This is a genomic window from Coprococcus sp. TF11-13, from assembly GCF_003481085.1.
In the GTDB taxonomy this organism is placed as follows: Bacteria; Bacillota; Clostridia; order Lachnospirales; family Lachnospiraceae; genus Coprococcus; species Coprococcus aceti.
Window position 1 is genome coordinate 617,467 of sequence record NZ_QUKK01000001.1, and the last position, 22,270, is coordinate 639,736.

At 42.9% G+C, this 22,270-nt stretch carries 19 protein-coding genes and 1 other RNA gene; all 20 read left to right on the top strand.

The window, feature by feature from the left end; translation table 11 throughout:
- Positions 1–154 precede the first annotated feature (154 nt).
- The 20 genes from DXD11_RS02715 (at position 155) to pgeF (ending at position 22,242) form a co-directional block, all read left to right on the top strand.
- Positions 155–3,790, top strand: coding sequence for a carbohydrate binding domain-containing protein (locus DXD11_RS02715; protein WP_158579417.1), 3,636 nt, complete (start codon positions 155–157; stop codon positions 3,788–3,790).
- Between the two features lie 192 nt (positions 3,791–3,982).
- On the top strand, positions 3,983–4,741 hold the full coding sequence (locus DXD11_RS02720) for an exodeoxyribonuclease III (RefSeq protein WP_055144946.1): 759 nt from the start codon (positions 3,983–3,985) through the stop codon (positions 4,739–4,741).
- A gap of 109 nt (positions 4,742–4,850) precedes the next feature.
- On the top strand, positions 4,851–6,395 hold the full coding sequence (gene gpmI / locus DXD11_RS02725; RefSeq protein ID WP_015534994.1) for a 2,3-bisphosphoglycerate-independent phosphoglycerate mutase: 1,545 nt from the start codon (positions 4,851–4,853) through the stop codon (positions 6,393–6,395).
- Between the two features lie 79 nt (positions 6,396–6,474).
- Positions 6,475–6,894 (top strand): large conductance mechanosensitive channel protein MscL, encoded by a 420-nt coding sequence (gene mscL, locus DXD11_RS02730; protein WP_015534993.1) that lies wholly within the window; start codon positions 6,475–6,477, stop codon positions 6,892–6,894.
- Positions 6,895–7,034: 140 nt separating this feature from the next.
- A complete protein-coding gene (gene thiM / locus DXD11_RS02735; protein WP_055272919.1) occupies positions 7,035–7,856 on the top strand; it encodes a hydroxyethylthiazole kinase in 822 nt (273 codons plus the stop codon).
- Positions 7,857–7,927: 71 nt separating this feature from the next.
- The gene (thiE, locus tag DXD11_RS02740) at positions 7,928–8,572 is read left to right on the top strand and encodes a thiamine phosphate synthase (protein WP_330426600.1); all 645 of its coding nucleotides are present in this window, start codon (positions 7,928–7,930) and stop codon (positions 8,570–8,572) included.
- A gap of 25 nt (positions 8,573–8,597) precedes the next feature.
- Positions 8,598–10,079 carry a bifunctional hydroxymethylpyrimidine kinase/phosphomethylpyrimidine kinase gene (gene thiD, locus DXD11_RS14750; protein ID WP_118757728.1) on the top strand — a complete coding sequence of 494 codons (1,482 nt, stop codon included), beginning with the start codon at positions 8,598–8,600 and terminating at the stop codon, positions 10,077–10,079.
- Between the two features lie 116 nt (positions 10,080–10,195).
- Entirely contained in the window at positions 10,196–12,856 is a 2,661-nt protein-coding gene (locus DXD11_RS02750) for a YfhO family protein (protein ID WP_118757729.1), read from the top strand.
- 91 nt (positions 12,857–12,947) lie between these two features.
- A complete protein-coding gene (secG, locus tag DXD11_RS02755; protein ID WP_015534991.1) occupies positions 12,948–13,199 on the top strand; it encodes a preprotein translocase subunit SecG in 252 nt (83 codons plus the stop codon).
- Between the two features lie 116 nt (positions 13,200–13,315).
- Entirely contained in the window at positions 13,316–15,499 is a 2,184-nt protein-coding gene (gene rnr, locus DXD11_RS02760; protein WP_117548916.1) for a ribonuclease R, read from the top strand.
- On the top strand, positions 15,462–15,935 hold the full coding sequence (smpB, locus tag DXD11_RS02765) for an SsrA-binding protein SmpB (protein WP_022216414.1): 474 nt from the start codon (positions 15,462–15,464) through the stop codon (positions 15,933–15,935). Before rnr ends, smpB begins: the two co-directional genes overlap by 38 nt.
- Positions 15,936–16,089: 154 nt before the next feature.
- Complete coding sequence (locus tag DXD11_RS02770; protein WP_117548918.1) at positions 16,090–16,437, top strand: hypothetical protein; 348 nt, start codon at positions 16,090–16,092, stop codon at positions 16,435–16,437.
- A gap of 94 nt (positions 16,438–16,531) precedes the next feature.
- Positions 16,532–16,872: a transfer-messenger RNA gene (gene ssrA, locus DXD11_RS02775) on the top strand.
- Positions 16,873–17,247: 375 nt separating this feature from the next.
- Positions 17,248–17,595 (top strand): 50S ribosomal protein L19, encoded by a 348-nt coding sequence (gene rplS / locus DXD11_RS02780; RefSeq protein ID WP_055272925.1) that lies wholly within the window; start codon positions 17,248–17,250, stop codon positions 17,593–17,595.
- 110 nt (positions 17,596–17,705) lie between these two features.
- On the top strand, positions 17,706–18,278 hold the full coding sequence (gene lepB, locus DXD11_RS02785; protein ID WP_117548919.1) for a signal peptidase I: 573 nt from the start codon (positions 17,706–17,708) through the stop codon (positions 18,276–18,278).
- Between the two features lie 10 nt (positions 18,279–18,288).
- On the top strand, positions 18,289–19,137 hold the full coding sequence (ylqF, locus tag DXD11_RS02790; protein ID WP_015534986.1) for a ribosome biogenesis GTPase YlqF: 849 nt from the start codon (positions 18,289–18,291) through the stop codon (positions 19,135–19,137).
- On the top strand, positions 19,138–20,163 hold the full coding sequence (lepB, locus tag DXD11_RS14755) for a signal peptidase I (RefSeq protein WP_118757730.1): 1,026 nt from the start codon (positions 19,138–19,140) through the stop codon (positions 20,161–20,163).
- Positions 20,164–20,227: 64 nt separating this feature from the next.
- Complete coding sequence (locus DXD11_RS02800; protein WP_015534984.1) at positions 20,228–20,983, top strand: ribonuclease HII; 756 nt, start codon at positions 20,228–20,230, stop codon at positions 20,981–20,983.
- A 40-nt stretch (positions 20,984–21,023) separates the two neighbouring features.
- Complete coding sequence (locus tag DXD11_RS02805) at positions 21,024–21,383, top strand: YraN family protein (protein WP_015534983.1); 360 nt, start codon at positions 21,024–21,026, stop codon at positions 21,381–21,383.
- A 13-nt stretch (positions 21,384–21,396) separates the two neighbouring features.
- Positions 21,397–22,242: a peptidoglycan editing factor PgeF gene (gene pgeF, locus DXD11_RS02810; protein WP_243105798.1), complete on the top strand. Its 846-nt coding sequence runs from the start codon at positions 21,397–21,399 to the stop codon at positions 22,240–22,242.
- Positions 22,243–22,270: the final 28 nt, after the last annotated feature.

Genomic DNA, 22,270 nt, shown 5'->3' on the forward strand with positions numbered 1-22,270 from the left:
TCTTACTTTACAACTCCTCTATAATATATCATGTAAACTATATAAAAAGCAATAAAACGATATATGGCAAATGTATAAGATGTTATTATCAAAATACTTTATAAAGATGCGACGTCGTAAATATTATTATTTTATTTTTGGAGAGGAGTATTTTATGAGAAGGTTAAAACAGCTTGTGGCTATGATACTTGTAGTTTGTATGCTGATCACTCTGTGTCCATCAGACGTTAGTGCTAGAACATCAAAAGCTGCGGTAAAGTCTGTAACTGTGACAAATCTTGTCACAAATAAACTTGTACTAAAAAAGGGTACAAAGTTTCGGGTGAAACCTAGAGTTGTAGTTACAGGTAAGATCAGCAAAAAAGTAACATATGTATCATCAAATAAGAAGATAGTTACAGTAGATAACAAGGGTGTTGTCAAAGCGGTAAAATCAGGAAAAGCGGTTGTAGCAGTGAAGAGTGCTGCAAACCCAAAGGTAATGTATAGGTTTAATGTTTATGTTGGGGTTCCTACGAAGACTGTTAAATTGTCTGCAAAGGCTGTGAACATGTTTAAAGGAACCAGCAGGACGTTAAAAGCTTCAATTGCTCCAAAGAATGCCACATATAAGAGAATTCAGTGGTCATCATCAGATAAAAGAATAGCAACAGTTTCCTCGAAAGGTGTTGTAAAAGCAGTTAAGGTTGGAAGAGTATATATAACTGCGAAGGCTATGGATGGAAGTGGCAAATATGCAAGATGTAAGATTACAGTAAAACAGCCAGTTACTTCTATCAAGCTTTCAGCGGCAACACTCACTATCACAGAGGGAAGCAGTAAAACTCTTACAGCTACTGTCGCTCCTGCATCGGCAACCAACAAGACGTTAAGTTGGACATCGAGCAATAAAAAGATTGCAACGGTTTCAGCAAAAGGCGTTGTGAAGGCTATAGCACCAGGTACAGCTACAATCACAGCAAAAGCTGCTGACGGTTCAGGAAAGAAAGCAACATGTAAAGTGACTGTAAAGAAGAAGGTGACTGTAGAAAATAAATACGAGTCGCAGGGGTATAAACTTTTATGGCATGATGAATTTGACGGAACAGAGCTCAACCGTGATATTTGGAATGTTGAACTCCATGAGCCTGGCTGGGTCAATAATGAGCTTCAGTCATATGTTGATTCTGAAGATAATATAAAAGTCAAGAATGGCACACTTATTATAAGCTCAAAGAAAAAAGTAAATGAGGATGGTTCCATATCATATACATCAGGAAGAGTAAATACACAGAATAAGCAGGATTTCAAGTATGGCAGAGTACAGTTCAGAGCAAAGGTTCCTACAGGTAAGGGCTATCTTCCTGCAGCATGGATGATGCCTACAAATGAGAGTCTGTATGGACAGTGGCCTAGATGTGGTGAGATAGATGTGATGGAGGTTCTTGGAGACAATACATATACAACCTATGGAACGATTCACTATGGCAATCCGCATTCAGAGTCACAGGGAAAATATACACTTTCAAATGGAAAGTCATTTGCGGACAGCTATCATGTATTTACATGCGACTGGGAGCCTGGAAAAATTACGTGGTATGTAGATGGAGTTAAGATGCATGAGGAAAATGACTGGTATTCTACAACTGCCGGAAAAGGTACAGTTACTTATCCGGCACCGTTTGATCAGCCATTCTATGTAATACTCAATCTTGCAGTTGGCGGCAATTGGCCAGGAAATCCGGATGCAGATGCAGATTATATTAACAGTGAGAGCTTATATGTTGATTATGTGAGAGTATACCAGAAGGAGTCTTATGACGAAAATGTGACAAAGCCAGAGCGTGAAGTTATAATTCGTGATCCGGATGAAAATGGCAATTATGTAATAAATGGTGATTTTAGTGAGACCGAGGATCTGGGAGATGCAGAAAACTGGATTTTTATGGCGCAGAATGGCGGCGAAGGAACAGCGGTCATCGAGAACAATACAATCAACATAAATACGATTGATGCAGGAACGGTTGATTACAGCATACAGTTGGTACAGCCTGATATTCCTGTAGAAAAAGGTGCCACATACAAGCTTTCATTTGATGCGTGGGCGGATGAGGCGAGAACAGGCATAATTGATGTCTCAGCGCCAACCAGATCATGGGGAAGATATCTTAAGGATACAAAATTTGATATGACAACAGAGAAACAGACATTTGAGTATGAGTATACGATGACTGATTCATCTGATGACAAGGGAAGAATAGAATTCAACTTCGGCAATCAGGGAAGCGTGGCTGGTGTACATATTGCAAATGTAAAGCTGGTAAAGACAAATCAGACTGAGATAGTTGACAAGAAGACGATCCTCGCTGATGGAAACCTAGTTTACAATGGAGAATTTCAGGAAGGAACAGGAAGACTTGGATATTGGACAGTCAGCAACAATTGCGGTGCTGAGTATAAGGTGACAGGTCTGTCTGACGGAAGAAAATTTTCATACAAGTCATTGGATGAGAGTATAGATGGCAACTTCGTATTATCACAGGATGAGCTTGCGTATGCCCCAAATACAAAGTATGTACTTAAATTTGATGCTGAGACTGCAACTGAGGGAAAGAATATAATTATCACTACAGGAGATTCAAAGTTTGCTGTAACTCTGGATAAAGGAATTAAGAATTATGTTTACAAGTTTGAGACCGGAGAAGAAGTGACTGACAGTTCAATCAGCATTGATTTTGGTAACAGCGGAGAAGTTCTGTTAGACAATGTGAAGATAATGCAGGATTCACTTCTTCTCAATGGGAACTTTTCAGCAGATTTTGCTGGATATGATGTGTATATAGACAGCAGTGCGGATGCAGAGTCTGTTGTGGACAGCCAGAAGGAGGACAATGCTGCTGACTTCACAATAAAGAATTCAGGTGACCAGAACTGGAAGATACAGCTCAAGCAGAATAATATCAAGCTTGAGAAAGGACAGTGGTACAAGCTTTCATTTGATATAAAGAGTTCTGTGTCGAGAACTGTTCAGTATGCGATACAGAGGGATGGAAGTACACATAAGGATAGTACAGGTGCAGAGGACTGGACACCGTATGTTCAGGATACAGTAAAGCTTGATGCATACGTTCAGGCTGATCAGAAATATGTGACTGTTTCAAACACATTCCAGATGGCCTGTGACACAGACGAAGAGAGTATTTTCAATATTGCACTTGGCGCAGGCGGAGAAAATGGTTCGGCAATTACAGATCAGCATAGAATATGTATTGATAACATTATCCTTGAAAAGACTTCGGCTCCAGAGATAGATGTGCCTGTAGGTAAGAATCTTCTCACAAACCCAGAATTTGAGATGGGTGAGGATGGTAGCCTTGCCGGTTGGGAAAATGCAGTGACTGCTCCTGGAGATGCCACAATTGAAACTGGAGATGGAAAGATCACATACAGTGTTGCAAACGTGGGTGAGGCAGACTGGAACATCCAGCTTAAGCAGATGGGATTGTCTCTTGAGCAGGGCGAGTCATATACGCTTAAATGTACATTGTTTTCTGATGTTGATAGAGTTGTGAAGGTTGCTGTTATGACTCCTTCAGCCGGATATGCATGGCATGGCGGTGAAGATGTAGTTCTTACAGCTGGTGAGGCTAAAGATATAACACTCACAATTACACCTAAGGAAGAAGTTTTCACAGATGGTATCACTGTTGATACAGGTGCCGGATTATTCTTCTCAATGGGATATGTTGAAGGATACACACTTGGAGCACATACAGTTTCTATATCAAATGTATCATTTGTAAAAAATTAAATTTGACCCCTAAAAAACAATAATATATACCCTTAGGCAGCGGCGAATCGTCGCTGCCTTTTTCATTGTGGCCATAGCAGGATTTTGGTGAATTTTTTTAATGATTTGACAGTCAGAATGGGTGTTTGTATGATAAAATAAAACATGATTTTTCCCGAATAATAATGAAAGGATAAAGTGGTATATAAATTTATGAAAAAACTTATCTCATGGAACGTAAATGGAATAAGGGCATGCGCCGGTAAAGGCTTCATGGACTTTTTTAACAGCATAGATGCAGACATATTCTGTATACAGGAGTCCAAGATGCAGGAGGGACAGCTCACACTTGATATGCCAGGATATTATCAGTATTGGAACTATGCGGATAAGAAGGGATATTCAGGTACGGCTATTTTCACAAAAGAGAAACCTTTGAGTGAAACAAAAGGTATAGGCATAGATGAACACGACCATGAGGGGCGTGTCATAACACTTGAATATGAGAACTTCTACATGGTGACTGTATATACACCAAATTCACAGAACGAGCTTGCAAGGCTTGATTACCGGATGAAGTGGGAGGATGATTTCAGAGCATATCTGAAAAAGCTTGAGGAGAATAAGCCTGTTATAGTGTGCGGCGATATGAACGTGGCTCACAATGAGATAGATCTGAAAAATCCAAAGACAAACAGGAAGAATGCGGGATTTACTGATGAGGAAAGAGAGAAGATGACGGTGCTTCTAGATGATGGCTTCATCGACACATTCAGATATTTTTATCCGGATCAGGAAAATATCTACTCATGGTGGTCGTACAGATTCAAGGCAAGGGAGAAGAATGCAGGTTGGCGTATCGACTATTTTCTCACATCTGAGAGTTTGAAGGACAAGCTTGTCGATGCCAAGATACACACTGATATCATGGGATCTGATCACTGCCCGGTTGAACTGGATATTGACCTGTGATTTGAGTTGGATTTGAACTTGAAAAATAGGCATTATATAAGTATAATCTCAAATGAGTGAATTATGATTAAGAGGCATTTAGCCGGAATAAATAAAAAGGAGAAAAATTATGAGTAAGAAACCAGTAGTTTTAATGGTCCTCGACGGATATGGTCTCAGTGACAAGACAGAGGGTAATGCAGTAGCACTTGCAAAGACACCTGTTATGGACAAACTTATGGCTACAGCACCATTTGTGCAGGGCGCAGCTTCAGGACTTCCTGTAGGACTTCCAGACGGTCAGATGGGCAATTCAGAGGTAGGTCATATGAATATCGGCGCAGGCCGTATCATATATCAGGAGCTTACAAGAATCACAAAGGCAATCGCTGATGGAGATTTTTTTGAGAACGAGGAGATGCTTGCTGCAATAGAAAACTGCAAGAAGAACAATTCAGATCTTCATCTCTGGGGACTTCTCTCAGATGGTGGTGTTCACAGCCACAATACACACCTCTATGCGATCCTTGAGCTCTGCAAGAAGCAGAACTTTGAGAACGTATACGTTCATCCATTCTTCGACGGAAGAGATACACCGCCTGCATCAGGTAAGGGATACCTTGAGGAGCTTATCGCAAAGATGAAGGAGATTGGTGTAGGTAAGGTTGCATCTATGTCAGGCCGTTACTACGCAATGGACAGAGATAACAGATGGGACAGAGTAGAGCTTGCATACAAGTCACTTGTGACAGGTGAGGGCGTTCAGGCTGAGGACCCGGTTGCAGCTATGCAGGAGTCATATGACAAGGAAGTATATGATGAGTTCGTTCTTCCTACAGTAATCACAGAGAATGGTAAGCCTGTATCACTTGTTAAGCCAAATGATTCAGTTATATTCTTTAACTTCAGACCAGACAGAGCCCGCGAGATCACCAGAGCATTCTGCTGTGATGATTTTGATGGATTTGAGAGAGCAAATGGCCGCATGCCACTCACATATGTATGTTTCAAGGACTACGACGAGTCAATACCTAACAAGCTTGTAGCATTCAAGAAGGAAGAGATTGACAACACATTCGGTGAGTACCTTGCAGCTAAGGGTCTCAAGCAGCTCAGACTTGCTGAGACAGAGAAGTATGCTCATGTAACCTTCTTCTTTAACGGCGGTGTTGAGGAGCCTAACAAGAATGAGGACAGAATCCTTGTAAAGTCACCTGCTGTAGCAACATATGATCTTCAGCCTGAGATGAGTGCTCCAGAGGTAAGCGAGAAGCTCAATGCAGCTATCCTTGGTGGCGAGTATGATGTGATCATCATCAACTTTGCAAACCCTGATATGGTTGGTCATACAGGTATTATCCCAGCAGCTATCCAGGCTGTAGAGACAGTTGACAAGTGCGTTGGCGCTGCTGTAGAGGCAATTGATAAGGTTGATGGTGTTCTCTTTATCTGTGCTGATCATGGTAACGCAGAGCAGATGATCAACTATGAGACCGGTGCTCCACATACAGCTCATACAACTAACCCTGTACCATTTATCCTTTACAACTATGGTGAAGATGTAGAGCTTCGTGAGGGCGGATGTCTTGCAGATATCGCACCTACACTTCTTGAGGTTATGGGACTTCCTCAGCCTAAGGAGATGACAGGCAAGTCACTTATTGTAAGAAAGTAATACAGAAGAATAATAAATGATGCGGCACCGCAATGTAGAGAACTATATTACGGTGCCGCGTTGGGTTTGGAGAATACAGATGAAGAAGTTTTTGGAAGAGTTTAAGGAGTTTGCCCTTAAGGGAAATGTGATGAGTCTTGCAATCGGTGTTATCATTGGTGGAGCGTTCCAGTCATTGGTTACATCTTTTACAGACTGTTTCATCACACCAATAATCAACAGTATCGGTGGAGCAGAGATTGGTGGACATTTTCAGATATTCCATACAGGACAGTATATCGAGTATGGAGCGTTTATTTCAGCAGTTATCAACTTCATAATCATGGCATTTGTTATATTTGTCATCATGAAGGGGATCAATGCGATTATGGATCTTGGTAAGAAGAAAGAGGAGGCAGCTCCTCTCACAAGAAAGTGCCCATACTGTATGGGTGAGATAGATATCAAAGCAACAAAGTGTATGCATTGTACATCTGATGTACCTCCTGCCCAGGAGTAGATCAGGTCTGACCTGGATCAGCGCCGGCGTAGGGATACATACAGCATAAGAAAAGCGGCTGTGCCTTATGGTATGGCCGCTTTTCGTCAAAAAAGATTAGCAGATAAACAACAGAGTATATATAAAGGAGACAGAAAAACATGATAAAAGAGTGCCTTGAAAATGTGAGAAAGAATGTACCTCTGGTACACAATATAACAAACTATGTAACTGTAAATGATGTGGCAAATGTCATTCTGGCGTGCGGTGGAAGTCCTATCATGTCGGATGATGAGGGTGACGTGGAGGATATTACAAGTATATGTGGTGGTCTGAATATCAACATAGGAACACTTAACAAGAACACTATTCCATCGATGTACCTGGCAGGGAAGAAGGCAAATGAACTTGGACATGTTGTACTTCTCGATCCTGTTGGAGCAGGAGCAAGTAAGCTCAGAACTGATACGGCTGTTGGACTTATGAAGGAGATTAGATTTGATGTTATAAGGGGAAATATCTCTGAGATCAAAACTCTGGCATATGGTTCCGGCAGCACAAAGGGTGTTGATGCCGATGTGGCAGATGCGGTTACGGAGGATACGCTTGATAATGCAGTGGCATTTGTCAAGAAGCTATCTGCTGAAACGGGATCTATCATAGCTGTAACAGGCGCGATAGACCTTGTTGCGGACAGCGAGAAATGTTATGTAATCAGAAACGGCCGTCCTGAGATGGGTAAGATCACTGGAACAGGCTGCCAGCTCTCAGGAATGATGACAGCATATGTTGTGGCAAATCAGGACAACAAGCTTGAGGCTGCTGCAGCGGCTGTCATGGTCATGGGACTTGCTGGGGAGATCGGTTATTCCCATCTGCAGGCTTTTGAGGGTAATTCAACATACAGGAACAGGATAATCGATGCCATATACAATATGGACGGGGATACACTTGAACAGGGAGCAAAGTTTGAAATCAGATAATTGACGGAAGTCTAATAATTGCCTGGATCTGCATCAGATCGGGATCGAAACATATAGGAAGGACGGATAGTATGATAAATTGCAGTGAGAAAGAGCTCTTGCTCTACGCAGTAACTGACAGACACTGGCTTGGTGAAGAGACTCTGTATGATCAGGTAAAGAAGGCACTTGACGGCGGTGCAACATTTGTACAGCTCAGGGAGAAGAATCTCGACAGAGAAGACTTCCTCGCTGAGGCGAAGGAGATACAGAAGCTTTGTAAGGAATATGGAGTTCCATTTGTCATCAATGACGAGGTCAGCATAGCAAAAGATATAGATGCTGACGGTGTACACGTGGGACAGAGTGATATGGAGGCCATGGACGTCAGAAAGATACTCGGCCCTGACAAGATACTTGGAGTGTCTGCACAGACTGTCGAGCAGGCGATTATAGCGGAAAAGCACGGCGCAGATTATCTTGGTGTAGGAGCAGTGTTTACAACAGGTTCAAAGGATGACGCGGACGATGTGAGCCATGAAACCCTTAAGGCCATTTGTGAGGCGGTGTCCATACCGGTCATTGCCATAGGCGGCATAACAAAGGATAATGTGGCCGAGCTTGCGGGCTCCGGAATATGCGGTGTGGCAGTTATAAGTGCTATATTCGGACAGAAGGACATACAGAAGGCCACAGAGGAGCTCAAGTTTTCTGTAGAGAATATGCTTGATGACTGACTAAATATATGATATAGAGGTGTATATGAAAAAAATAGTTATCAGTGATATAAAAGGTGCGATATTTGATATGGATGGGGTTCTGCTTGACTCTATGCCTATGTGGGATCATGCCGGAGAGATGTATCTGGCGGGGCAGGGGATACAGGCAGAACCTGATCTTGAGAAGGTGCTTTTCACCATGACCATGATGAAGGGTGCGGAGTATATGCAGGAACACTATGGCCTGAAGCTCAGTGCGGAGAAGATCATAGACGGTATCAATGAGACAGTGCGCGATTTCTATGCAAATAAAGTTGAACCGAAGTCAGGTGTGCCTGAACTGCTGAGGTTCTTAAAGAGATATGATATCCCGGTCACTGTTGCAACATCCACAGACAGATGCCATGTTGAGGCAGCACTTGTGCGGACGGGACTTATGAAGTATGTTGACAGGATATTTACATGTTCTGAGGTGGGGGTTGGCAAGGCAGCTTCTCCAAAGATATACGAGATGGCAGCTGAGTTTATGGGAACTCCGGCTTCGGATACATTTGTATTCGAGGACGCATATCATGCGGCGGAGACAGCACAGAACGGAGGATTTGTTGTGGTCGGTCTCTATGACGAATCCAGCAGGGACAGACAGGGAGATCTTATAGCACATTGTGATCATTATTTTAAGAGTATGGATGACATGCTGTGCAGTATAAATTCTGACAGAAGCCGTCTTGTGCCTGTCCTCACCATAGCCGGAAGCGATTCCTCAGGTGGCGCAGGTGTGCAGGCGGATCTCAAGACCATGCAGGCAAATGGCGTATTTGGTATGAGTGCGATCACAGCCCTCACGGCTCAGAATACCACAGGAGTGACTGCTATCATGAACGTTATCCCTGATGTACTTGGCGCCCAGATAGATGCGGTGTTTACCGATATACGGCCGAAAGCGGTCAAGATAGGAATGGTATCTGTTCCTGAACTTATTGATGTGATAGCTGACAGACTTGCCAGATACAATGCGGAGAATGTCGTGCTTGACCCTGTGATGGTGGCGGCCAGTGGTGCTAAGCTTATAAGCGATGATGCGGTGGAGGTCATGACTGGTAAACTGTTCCCACTTGCAAAGCTCATAACGCCAAACATACCTGAGACTGAGGCGCTCACTGGTATATCGGTGAAGAGCGTAGCTGATATGGAGAATGCCGCCAGATGTATATACGGAAAGTATGGCTGCGCTGTCCTTGTAAAGGGTGGACACAGCATAAATGATGCAAATGATATGCTTTTTGACGGAGAGAATATCACCTGGTTTTCGGGTGAGCGTATTGATAATCCGAATACACATGGCACAGGATGTACGCTTTCAAGTGCGATCGCTTCAAATCTCGCAAAGGAATATGATGTAAGTGATTCAGTCAGAATGGCCAAACAATATATATCCGGTGCCCTGGCGGCCATGCTGGATCTGGGATCGGGCAGTGGACCGCTGAATCATGGTTTCGATATACGAAGTAGATATATGTTATAAATCAGTATGTAAAAGTTAGAAATTCTTTCATTAAAAATTTTTAATCTATATCTATATAGTATTTTCACAGATTGTGTAGTATTATATTAAAACTAAATAATCTGGAGAAGAATACGATGGAGAAAGAACAGAGAAAACAGCTCGTTATTCAGATGCTTACAGCGGGCATTATCACATTCTGCCTGCTGTGGCTTCTGTTTTATATAAAAAAGTATGTGCCGTTCGGAGTACACTCACTCGCATCCAAGGATGCTGATTTTCAGTATCTTGATTTTCTGGCATATCTGAAGGATGTATTTGACGGCAAAAATAATATAGATTATTCTTTCAGCAAATCTATAGGAGGGGCCTGCATAGGAGTATTCAGTTATTATCTTTCCAGCCCGTTCAATTTATTGCTGTTGTTATTCGACAAATCCCAGCTTGTATTGTTCGTACATGTGATCATAACGTTAAAGCTTGCCTGTGCGGCGGCGACATTTGCATTTTATCTCAACAGGAGATTTGAAGAGTGGAATGATGGTTCTGTGAAAAAGCAGGCACTTATCATTTTTCTGGCGGTGAGCTATGCAGTGAGTCAGTATGGAATCGCCCAGGCATGTAATATAATGTGGCTTGACGGCTTCTATATGTTACCGCTCATAATGCTGGGCGTGTACAGAGTGGTTAACGGTGGCAGGCCTGTTATGCTTTCCGTATCAGTTGCATTGGCAGTTCTGTTCAACTGGTATATGGGCGGAATCAACTGTGTATTTGCCTGTTTCTGGTTTTTGTTTGAATTTGCATATTCAAGATTGTACAGTGGGGATACTAAGGCTGAGAAGACTGTCATAAAGGATTTTGCCGGAAAACTTGGACGGTTTATATATTCAATGCTGGCGGGAGTTCTGATCAGTGGGGTGTTGTTCCTTCCGACGATAGGTGCGATGCGTTATAGTGTAAGAGGAAGTCTTGATTTCGGCTCTCTGCTCGACATGTCATTTATCGGTGATGTTTCATCTGTGATAGACGGATATTCGCTTGGCGCACAGAGTCAGAAGGGAAGCGTGTCTCTGTACTGCGGATGTCTGGCGCTGATAGGATTTATTGGAATCTTCATCGGTAAGAAACACAATGTAAAGCAGAAGATATTGGCATTTGTCACGCTTGTGGTAATGCTGCTCATGTTTTACTGGAATCCATTGTGCATGGCATTTTCTCTGTTCAAAGAGGTTGGATCATATTGGTACAGATATTCACATGTTGGAATATTCTGCATATTATTCTTTGCCGCTGAATTTTTCCTCTCGGAGGATCTGAATGCTGTAAAATGGCGGGTTATCATTGCAAGTGCGATATTTAGTGCGGCTATGCTTGGTGTAAACTATCTGCATGGAGTCCAGGATAACAAACTTGTATGGCTGACCGCTGCGCTAATTGTAGGGGTAGCCGTTTTGATAGCACTCGTAAGCAGGCTTTCGAAAAACGTAGGAGCCGGAAGAGTGTTAGGAATTATATTTACGGTCATTCTGTGTGCAGTGCTGACTGTTGAGACAGGATACAGCGTGATGTTGCAAATGGACAATATCCATATCGACAACGGTGAGAGTTTTGTTGAGTATGAGACGGCTATGGAAGGCCTTATAAATGATCTGAAAGAATATGATTCCGATACATACAGGATCAGCCAGACCAGATCAAGGGCGACAAGATCACTCGAAAAAAAGAAAAACAATAATGGCAAAGATACGGATGATAATTTTAAATATAAGAACAATGTCAGAGCAAATTATGACGAGTCGTTTGGTTATGGGTATTGGGCGATAGGATCGTATGTGTCGACCGCTGACAGCACAGTGTTGAACTTCCTTGTGGACACGGGATACAGGAGCGAAGGCGATAACCTAAGTGTTGTCAACATGCCGGTGCTTGGAACTGATTCACTGCTGGGAGTCAGATACATCGTATCTGATTATGCTCTGGAGGGCATGAATAAAGTAGAGGATATTGCAGACAATGCAAATGGAGCCGATGTATACGAGAACCCATACAGCCTGCCTATGGCATTTGTATATGATTCAGGCAAATATACAGCGGCAAAATATAACGGCAATCCGTTTGAATATCAAAATGAGCTCTACAGCGAGCTGCTCGGCAGAAAGGTTGAGATCTATAAGCCTTTAAAGTACGAGACGGTTGTAAGTAAAGCGAAGAAGCGTGTATACAAGATGGAGATCCCGGAAGGCAATTACATCGCTTATGGCAATATCCCATGGAACAGTCTGTTTAACGCAAAGCTGAATGTCAATGGAATATACAGGACCAGATATGCCAGATGGCTTTCGCCGTCAGTGTTCAATATTCCTGTAAATGAGGATCGTGATTACTACAAGGTTGTGCTTCACTCAAAGATGAAGCTAGATCTGGATGATGGAGCAGAGCAGTTTTATGTTCTTGATCTGGATTTGCTGAAAAGCATAGCAGAGGAGCTTGAGAAACATACCCCTGATGTGATGGATATAGAAAATGGCAGCGCAGAATTTGTTGTAAATGCCAAGGAAGGACAGAGTTTATTCACATCTATTCCTTACTGTGATGGTTGGACAGTCAAAGTTAACGGCCAGAAGGTACAGCCGGATAAGGTGGTAGACAGCCTGTATTCTATAAGTCTTGTTGAGGGTGATAATGTTGTTGAGATGAAATTCCATGTGAAATATGCAGGCGTAGGTATTGCCTGTTCGATAATAGGTATCGCAATGCTGGTATTTGCGGAGTTTTACAGAAAACGAAGAAAATAGTTATTGAATATATTATTTTGTTGTGTTATTATGTTTCAAGTTGGTGTTAAAATTATACACACACCATTTTTTCGGAAACGGAGGTGTTAAGATGCTGAAGACAATATTAATGGTAATTTATGTTATAGTATGTATAGTATTAGCAATAGTGGTTCTTTCACAGGAAGGAAAGGATGCGAGCCTTACAAGTTCCATATCAGGAGCAGGCGGCGGATTTGACAATTCCTACTGGAGCAAGAATAAGGGAAGCTCAAAGCAGGAGATACTTAAGAAGATAACAGCAGTTCTCACAGTTCTCTTCTTTGTACTTGCATTACTGCTTGACTCAAAGCTTTTCAACTAATAATGATTTCTGATGCTTACATATATTAACTGATATATGTAAGCATTTTTTTGCTCATTATGCAATGTATTTGTGCGGTAGGGATGCGGGCATAATGTATATAGAAAGGGTTTGTTATGGATAATAAGGATTTGGAGTTATACAACAGAAGAAAACAGACGGTATATGAATTTATATGCGATGATGATTATCCGCCTATGAAGTTCAAGGAGATGTGTACATTCCTTCAGGTCCCGGGAGATGAGAGACAGACATTTCTCGATATACTGAATGACCTCACAGAGGAGGGACTGATCATCAGATCGGCAAAAGGACGATATCAGAAGGTCGGAGAAGGAACATACAAGGGAACATTTATCGGCAATCAGAGAGGTTTTGGATTTGTCCGCGTTGAGGGCATGAAGGAGGATTTCTTTGTCCCTGAGAAGAATACCATGGGAGCGTTCCACGGTGATACAGTCCTCATACGTGCGGAGGACAGACCGAAGGGAATGAAGCAGGAAGCATCGGTTATAAAGATACTTGAGCGTGGACTAAAGAAGGTTGTCGGAGTCTATCAGAAGAATAAGAACTTTGGATTTGTCATACCTGACAATCTGAAAATAGATGGAGATATATTTATATCCAAGGCAAATTCCATGGGCGCCATGGCTGGACATAAGGTTGTGGCGGAGATCATCAGTTATGGAGACAAAGTGAAGTCTCCGGAGGGAAAGATTATAGAGATACTTGGACATATAAATGATCCGGAGAGTGACGTGCTGTCTGTGGTCAGAGCTCTGGACATTCCAGTCGATTTTCCTGACGAGGTCATGGACAGCCTCTCACAGATCCCTGATTTTGTCAGCGCATCGGAGATGGCAGGCAGAACGGATCTCCGACATCTTCAGACAGTGACGATAGATGGCGAGGATGCAAAAGACCTGGACGATGCCATAACACTCTATGAGGCGGACGGAATGTACAAGCTTGGTGTGCACATAGCTGACGTGACCCACTATGTAAAGGAGAATTCCCCTCTGGATAAAGAGGCACTTAACAGAGGTACAAGCTGTTATCTCGTGGACAGGGTAATACCTATGCTTCCACACAAGCTGTCAAATGGTATCTGCTCGCTGAATGAAGGACAGGACAGACTTGCACTTAGCTGCCTTATGGACATAGATCAGAAGGGCCACATAGTAGGACATAAGATATGTGAGACTGTGATCAATGTGGACCGTAGAATGTCATATACAAGTGTGTCTGCAATTGTCGAGGATCACGATCCAGGGGAGACCAGAAAATATGAGGAGCTTGTGCCCATGTTCGAGATGATGCTTCATGTGTCGGATCTTCTCAGAGCGAACAGAAGAAAACGAGGCTCAATAGATTTTGATTTTGACGAATCGAAGATCAAGATAGACTCCGACGGCAAAGTTGTATCAATAGGTGTATATGAGAGACGCAGATCCAATGAGATCATTGAAGATTTTATGCTTGCTGCAAATGAGACGATTGCTGAGGATTATTTCTGGCAGGATATACCATTTGAGTATCGAGTGCATGAGACACCTGATGCAGACAGGGTTGAGCAGCTGGCGCTCCTTATAAGTAATTTTGGAATGTACTTTAAGGCATCAAAGGAGAATATACATCCGAAAGAATTCCAGAAGCTGCTTGACAGGATAAAGGGTGAGCCTTATGAGAATCTTGTGAGTAGGATGGCGCTGAGGACCATGAAACAGGCGAAGTATTCAACGGAGTGCACAGGACATTTTGGACTTTCGTGTAAGTATTACTGTCATTTCACTTCTCCTATAAGGAGATATCCAGATCTGCAGATACATCGTATAATAAAGGAAAATATACATGGCAGACTTGACTCGAGGAGAATAGAACATTATAGCATGATACTTGACAGGGTGGCTGATGACAATTCGCGCAAGGAGAGAAGAGCTGAGGAAGCTGAGCGTGATGTGGAGAAGCTCAAGAAGGTGGAATATATGTCAGCTCACATTGGCGAGGTCTATGACGGATTTGTCTCGGGAGTTACAAACCGGGGAATGTTCGTGGAACTGCCGAATACGGTGGAAGGCTTTGTGAACGTGGCAGATATGCTCGACGATTATTACTATTTTTCTCAGGAAGATTATGCTATGATAGGTGAGGACACGGGCAAACAATATGCCATCGGTGATCCTATACAGATAAAGGTGAAGAATACAGACAAGATGACGAAGTCGATAGATTTCAGTATTGTATATAAAGGAGAGGATACATTTGTCAAAGGAAAGAGGAAACACTCTCATCGCAAATAACAAAAAGGCATATCACGAGTATTTTATAGAAGAGAAGTTTGAGGCCGGAATAGAGCTTGTGGGAACCGAGGTAAAGTCCATAAGACAGGGACACTGCAGTATCAAGGAAGCATTTGTCGGAATAGACCACGGCGAGGTGTATGTGTACAGAATGAATATCAACCCATATGAGAGGGGGAATATATTCAATAAAGATCCGCTCAGGACGAGAAAGTTGCTGCTCCACAGGTACGAGATCAACAAGCTCATCGGACAGCAGAAGGTGAAGGGTTATACCATTATGCCGCTCAAGGTATATATCAGAGATGGACTTGTCAAGATGGAGATAGGTCTGGCAAGAGGTAAGAAGCTCTACGACAAACGTGAGGATATCGCCAAGAAGGATATGAAGCGCGAGATGGAGAGAGATCTCAAGAGTAGGAGCAAGGACTTCTGATCGTGAGCGTTTGTGGAATTTCTGTGAAATCAAACTTATTATTGGAAATATGATACAGCATGTGTTATACTAGCAGGGTGTTGAAGAAGATAAGCTGGTTCAGATATAATGTGTGTATCGGAATCAAATAAACGATAGTCTGGAGAAGGGCGTTATGAGTCAGAGTAAAGTAGATAAGAAGAAATATGAGAAAAAGCACCGCAAGGAGATTCTCAGGAAGCAGAAGATCAAGAAGATAACAGCTATAACAGTTACGATTGTTGTTATCGCTGCTATAGTTGGAAGTGTTGCGGGTGTGAAGATATATAAGGCGATACCTAAGTACGTTGATGCTTCAAGCTTATCAGAATATGTTGATAAGACTTGGAAGGACAGCGGTTATGACACTCTGTTTTCTGCCACAGCCTCAGATGCTGAGGACACAGCAGATACAACTGAAGCTGCAGAAGATACAGCAGAGGCGACAGATGCAGCGGAAGATACAACTGCTGACGCTGAGTAACAGCATCTGATAAATTAAGATATATAGGCGCAGGTATCATTGTGATATTTGCTGCATATATTATATATGATCGGTTATCACTGATCTATGATCAGGGGTTGACTGGTTTCGACAGGGGTTTTGAAGCTATGGAAGCCATCCGTGGACCAGAGCCACGCTAAAAGCTGGAAAAAAATAAACGCTAACGATAATTTAGCATACGCTGCCTAAGGGCAGTCGTCATCCTTTAGGAACGCCGAGCCTTTAGGAATGGCGTCGATTTTCGGCAAACTCCTGCATCTAAGCTTTGCGATGTAGGAAAATCCATGAAGCTACTAAGGTCTATAGCATGTTAGTGGGCGATAGGCTGAGGAAATGTTAAAGCACTGACTGTGATGGAAGAAACTGTAGTGAATGAGCTTTTGGACGCGGGTTCGACTCCCGCCAGCTCCACTATTTTTCATAAGGAGGGGCCCGCCGTAGGTGGGAGGAATCCTTCAGAGGAAGCGCACTGATGTGCGCGTAGGTCATCAAGCTACGCTTGACGACAAGTTATGAAGCACGCAGACGCCTGCGAACGAAGTTCGCCTTCTAATGCGTCTGCTCCACTTGACTGAATTAAGTCGAACAAGATATTTAATGCAACAGGGCATATAGAAATCAATCTATATGCCCTGTTTGCTAAAAAACGGATAAAATCCGAAAATTCTTCTTGCATCTACAATTTCAGTATGTTATATTAAATGAGTTGTGAAAAGAGTGATGGTCCTCTGTGCCCATATATCCGGTGGATATGGTAGTAAGAACATCAGAATATTAAGGAGGAACACAATGAACGATTACATTAAGAATCTTGAAGCTTCACAGATGAAGGAGAGCGTTGATGAGTTCAACGTAGGAGACACTGTTAAGGTACACAACAGAATCAAAGAGGGTAACAAGGAGAGAATCCAGATCTTCGAGGGTACTGTAGTAAAGAGACAGGGCGGAAGCAACAGAGAGACATTCACAGTTAGAAAGATCTCTAGCGGATGCGGTGTTGAGAAGACATGGCCTGTACACTCACCTTTCGTTGAGAAGATTGAAGTTGTAAGAAAAGGTAAAGTTAGAAGAGCTAAGATTTACTACTTACGTTCAAGAATTGGTAAGGCAGCAAAGGTTAAGGAGCTTGTTAAATAATAAAGCTTGTAACATGAAAGTAAAAGTGGCTGGAGTATTTCTACTCCAGCCATTTTTAGAATGGATGAAATGAACTGAACAAATATATTGATGATTGAAGGATAGAATTCATGAGTGAGAGATATGACAGACTCCGAAGGATAAGGAGAGAAAAAAGGCGTCAGAGAAGACAACAGAGATCATTGAAAAAGACTATGAAGAGCGCACTTGGCTGGTTCATATCGATACTGACAGCGGCTATACTTGGTTATGGTTTTGTTGCATTTGGATTCCAGACGGTATATATGGTAGGACCATCCATGGAGCCGACACTGACGGATGGAGAATCGTATCTGGTCAATAAGGCTGTTTATCTGGTGACATCCCCGGAAAGATACGATGTGGTAGCGTATCGTATAGTTGAGAATCAGGACAAATACTATTCCATCAAGAGAGTGGTAGGCCTGCCGGGTGAGACTGTGCTTATCCAGAATGGTCAGGTATATATAAATGGCAATCCGCTTGCAGATTATCCCGTCGACTGTGAGATAAAAACAGCCGGAATAGCGGAATCTGCGATCACACTTGGAGAGAATGAATACTTCCTGCTCGGAGATAATCCGGACAACAGCCAGGATTCAAGATTTCAGGCGGCTGGCAATGTGCAAAAGAGCGAGATGCTGGGCAGAGTAAAGATAAAATAGAGGTAGAGATATGAATATACAGTGGTATCCCGGACATATGACAAAAGCAAGACGAATGATGCAGGAGGATATAAAACTTATAGATATCGTCATAGAGCTGGTGGATTCAAGAATCCCATTCAGTAGTAAGAATCCTGATATAGACGAGCTTGCAAAGAACAAATACAGACTCATACTCCTCAACAAATCAGATCTTGCGGATGATGCAGTCACAACAAAGTGGGAAAACTATTATAAGAATAAAGACTTTGCCGTTGCAAAGATAAATGCCCGTGACGGTATGGGGATGAAGAGTATCAACAATATCGTGCAGGAGGCCTGCAAAGAGAAGATAGAGAGGGATAGAAAAAGGGGAATCATAAACCGTCCGATAAGGGCGATGATAGTCGGTATCCCGAATGTCGGCAAATCCACGTTTATCAATTCCTATGCGAGAAAGGCCTGCACCAAGGTTGGAAATAAGCCTGGTGTCACAAAAGGCAAGCAGTGGATAAGACTTGGAAAGAATATTGAGCTTCTGGACACTCCCGGTATTTTATGGCCGAAATTCGATGATGAGGCCGTTGGTCTCAGACTTGCGTTCATAGGTTCGATCAATGATGAGATACTCAGCATAACGGATATAGCGGTTGAATTAATTAAATTTTTACAGGCAAACTATTGTAATACCCTTGTTCAAAGGTATAATATTGAAAGTGTTGATGATCCTGTACAGATGCTGACAGGTATCGCAGAGAAGAGACAATGCATTAAGAAGGGCGGGGAGCTCGATTATGACAAGGCTGCGGCTCTGCTGATCGATGATTTCAGATCGGGAAAGCTGGGGCGTATTACATTGGAGACCCCGAAGGAAGACTAGATGAGTGAAGAAAACAAGAATGTTGCTGATGCGTTAAACGATATATTTGAGGATGACCCTGCGAAGAAGGAAAGGGACAAAGAGATCGCCAAATATGAGAAGAAGCGTCAGAAAGCGATAGATAAAGAACAGAAGAAGGCTGCAAAAAAGGCTGCGAAGGAAGCAAAGGAAGCTGAAAAGAAAAATGCCGACGATGAGCAGGAAAATAAGGAGAAGTCCTCCTGGTCCTGGGACAAAGCAGTCGCTGAGAGTTCGGCTGATGCAAAGGCGGAGACAGCAGATAAATCGGAAGAAGCATCTCAGAAGAAGACATCGGAAGAAGCTGCAGGAGCAGCTAAATCTGAGAGCTCAGATAAAACTGCAGAAGTGGTTAATACAGACTCTTCTGAAGAAGTGTACAATGAGGATGGAGAACTCGACGAGAAGGCTTTAAAGAAGCAACTCAGGAAAGAGAAGAAAGAGGCAAAAAAGAAAGAAAAGGCCGAAAAGGAAGTCAATATTGTCAAGGATCTCATATTTCTGTGTATTTATATAATAATAGTAATTGGCATATGCTGGGCTGTGCTCACATTTGTCGGACAGCGAACAGAGGTCAGTGGAGAGTCCATGAGCAATACTCTTCACAGCGGAGATACATTATGGATTGACAAGCTTGAGTATGAATTTGGCTCGCCGAAGAGATTTGATGTGGTTGTATTCCCGTATGGAGACGATGATGAGACCTTCTTCATCAAGCGTATAATCGGACTTCCGGGTGAGACAGTGTATATAGACGAAGATGGTGTTATCTATATAAATGACGAGCCTCTGGAGGGCGATGTGTATGGCAGAGAGGCTATAGCCAGCGACAAGCGCGGAGTTGCAGCCGAGGAGATCACACTGGGTGATGACGAGTACTTTGTTCTGGGAGATAACAGAAACAACAGCCGTGACAGCCGTGTGGAGGATGTTGGCAATATACACAAGAAAGATATCATTGGCAGGGCTGTATTCAGATTTACAGGCGGTTTTGGCAAGATAGAATAGGATAAGATATCAGGGGCTGTTGCCTAAAAAGTGGCAATGGTCCTTGTTTTTAGGTGGAGGACATATGGAAAGTATAGCGGAGATAAAAAAAGTATTTGCTGATGCTGATATAAGTGAATATTCGGGGCTTATCGAGAAGTATGGCGACGATGAGAGAGATGGGGTAAAGAAGATCATAGCGTCCGCTCAGAAAAAGATCAATGCTCTTGAAAAGGAAAAAGCCCGCAGCTATAAAATGTTTGAATTTGAGAGAAAATACGCTGATAAGGGATATATATGTGGTATAGATGAGGTCGGAAGAGGCCCGCTTGCAGGCCCTGTAGTGGCTGCTGCAGTCATTCTTCCAAAGGACTGTGATATTTTATACCTCAACGACTCCAAGCAGCTCACACCGAAGAAGAGGGAGGCTCTATACGATGAGATCATGGCGAAAGCTGTAGCTGTAGGCGTGGGTATGGCAAACGAGAAAGTAATTGACGAGATAAATGTTCTCAATGCAGATTACGAGGCGATGAAGCAGGCTATATCGAAGCTTCAGGTTAAACCACAGCTCCTGTTAAACGATGCGGTTAATATTCCGGGTGTTGATATCGAGCAGGTAGGCATAATAAAAGGTGATACGCTGTCTGCGTCGATTGCGGCAGCAAGTATAATTGCAAAGGTTACAAGGGACAGGCTTATGGTTGAGTATGACAGTCTGTATCCGGGGTATGGATTTGCAAAAAACATGGGATATGGTACGGCAGAGCACATTGATGCGCTCAAGAAGATCGGTCCGTGCGCAATACACAGAAGGACGTTTATCAAGAACTTTGTATAACAATTGTTCATCACACATATATTCATGGAAAGGTGAAATGATGTATAACAGCAGAGCAACCGGTAATGAAAAGGAAGCTTTAGCTGCTGATCATCTGGCTGGCAGGGGCTATGAGATCCTGTGCAGGAATTTCAGGGTGGCCAGCGGTGAGATAGATATAGTGGCAAAACACGATGGATATATAGTGTTTATCGAGGTGAAGTATAGGTCCGGAGTACATAAGGGCTTGCCGGAGGAGGCTGTCGATGTGCGCAAGCAGAGACAGATATGTAGGACTGCATTATTCTTCCTGAACAAATATGGATATGGAATGGACACCCCGGTTAGATTTGATGTGATAACCATACTTGGTGAGGATATACATCATATAGAAAATGCATTTGAGTATTCGGGATATTGATAGGATGGCGGATATGGATATAAAGTATATTAGGAAAGACAATTCAACACATGTCCACACGGTGGATGGCGTGGATTATATATCATTTGACAAATTGGACAGAGCCGGAGTTGTAAATGCATTCTCCACCAGGATCGGCGGAGTGAGTGAGGGATATCTGGGTTCCATGAACCTGAGCTTCCACAGAGGCGATGATGCGGATCTGGTAATGGAGAATCACCGCAGATTTGCCACTGCAGTGGGGTATGATCACGAAAAGCTTGTGTTCTCAGATCAGGTGCATAAGACAGACATATATAAAGTTACAGAGAAGGATGCCGGAAAGGGAATAATCAGAGAGTCGGATATTCTGGAGATCGATGGACTTATGACGGATGTTCCGGGAATACCACTTATGACATTTTATGCGGACTGTGTCCCTGTACTGTTCTATGATCCGGTGAAAAAGGTTGTTGCGGCGAATCACTCCGGGTGGAAGGGAACCGTCAGCAAGATAAGCGGACATATGATAAACAGATTGAAGTCTGAATATGGAACATCTCCAGAGAATCTCATTTGCGCCATAGGACCTTCTATATGCAAGAATTGCTATGAGGTGAGTGAAGATGTAGCTGAACGCTTTATGGCGGCATATACGGAAGCAGAGGCGGCTCAGATCTTATTTAGCAAGGGTAATGGCAAATATCTGCTTGATCTCCACAAGGCCAACTATTACAATCTTGTTGATTCAGGTGTAAAACCTGAGAATATTGACGTGACAAATATATGTACATGCTGTAACAGCGAATGGCTTTTTTCACACAGGGCGAGCAAAGGCCTGCGGGGTAATCTTGCGGCGGTGATCATGCTCCCTGAATGATAGGGTGTTATTCATTTGCTGCAGCTTT

Bases quoted from the DNA above. Each gene is read 5' to 3' on its own strand.
- DXD11_RS02715 (WP_158579417.1), top strand. From the start codon at position 155: ATGAGAAGGTTAAAACAGCTTGTGGCTATGATACTTGTAGTTTGTATG.
- DXD11_RS02720 (WP_055144946.1), top strand. From the start codon at position 3,983: ATGAAAAAACTTATCTCATGGAACGTAAATGGAATAAGGGCATGCGCC.
- gpmI (WP_015534994.1), top strand. From the start codon at position 4,851: ATGAGTAAGAAACCAGTAGTTTTAATGGTCCTCGACGGATATGGTCTC.
- mscL (WP_015534993.1), top strand. From the start codon at position 6,475: ATGAAGAAGTTTTTGGAAGAGTTTAAGGAGTTTGCCCTTAAGGGAAAT.
- thiM (WP_055272919.1), top strand. From the start codon at position 7,035: ATGATAAAAGAGTGCCTTGAAAATGTGAGAAAGAATGTACCTCTGGTA.
- thiE (WP_330426600.1), top strand. From the start codon at position 7,928: ATGATAAATTGCAGTGAGAAAGAGCTCTTGCTCTACGCAGTAACTGAC.
- thiD (WP_118757728.1), top strand. From the start codon at position 8,598: ATGAAAAAAATAGTTATCAGTGATATAAAAGGTGCGATATTTGATATG.
- DXD11_RS02750 (WP_118757729.1), top strand. From the start codon at position 10,196: ATGGAGAAAGAACAGAGAAAACAGCTCGTTATTCAGATGCTTACAGCG.
- secG (WP_015534991.1), top strand. From the start codon at position 12,948: ATGCTGAAGACAATATTAATGGTAATTTATGTTATAGTATGTATAGTA.
- rnr (WP_117548916.1), top strand. From the start codon at position 13,316: ATGGATAATAAGGATTTGGAGTTATACAACAGAAGAAAACAGACGGTA.
- DXD11_RS02770 (WP_117548918.1), top strand. From the start codon at position 16,090: ATGAGTCAGAGTAAAGTAGATAAGAAGAAATATGAGAAAAAGCACCGC.
- rplS (WP_055272925.1), top strand. From the start codon at position 17,248: ATGAACGATTACATTAAGAATCTTGAAGCTTCACAGATGAAGGAGAGC.
- lepB (WP_117548919.1), top strand. From the start codon at position 17,706: ATGAGTGAGAGATATGACAGACTCCGAAGGATAAGGAGAGAAAAAAGG.
- ylqF (WP_015534986.1), top strand. From the start codon at position 18,289: ATGAATATACAGTGGTATCCCGGACATATGACAAAAGCAAGACGAATG.
- lepB (WP_118757730.1), top strand. From the start codon at position 19,138: ATGAGTGAAGAAAACAAGAATGTTGCTGATGCGTTAAACGATATATTT.
- DXD11_RS02800 (WP_015534984.1), top strand. From the start codon at position 20,228: ATGGAAAGTATAGCGGAGATAAAAAAAGTATTTGCTGATGCTGATATA.
- DXD11_RS02805 (WP_015534983.1), top strand. From the start codon at position 21,024: ATGTATAACAGCAGAGCAACCGGTAATGAAAAGGAAGCTTTAGCTGCT.
- pgeF (WP_243105798.1), top strand. From the start codon at position 21,397: ATGGATATAAAGTATATTAGGAAAGACAATTCAACACATGTCCACACG.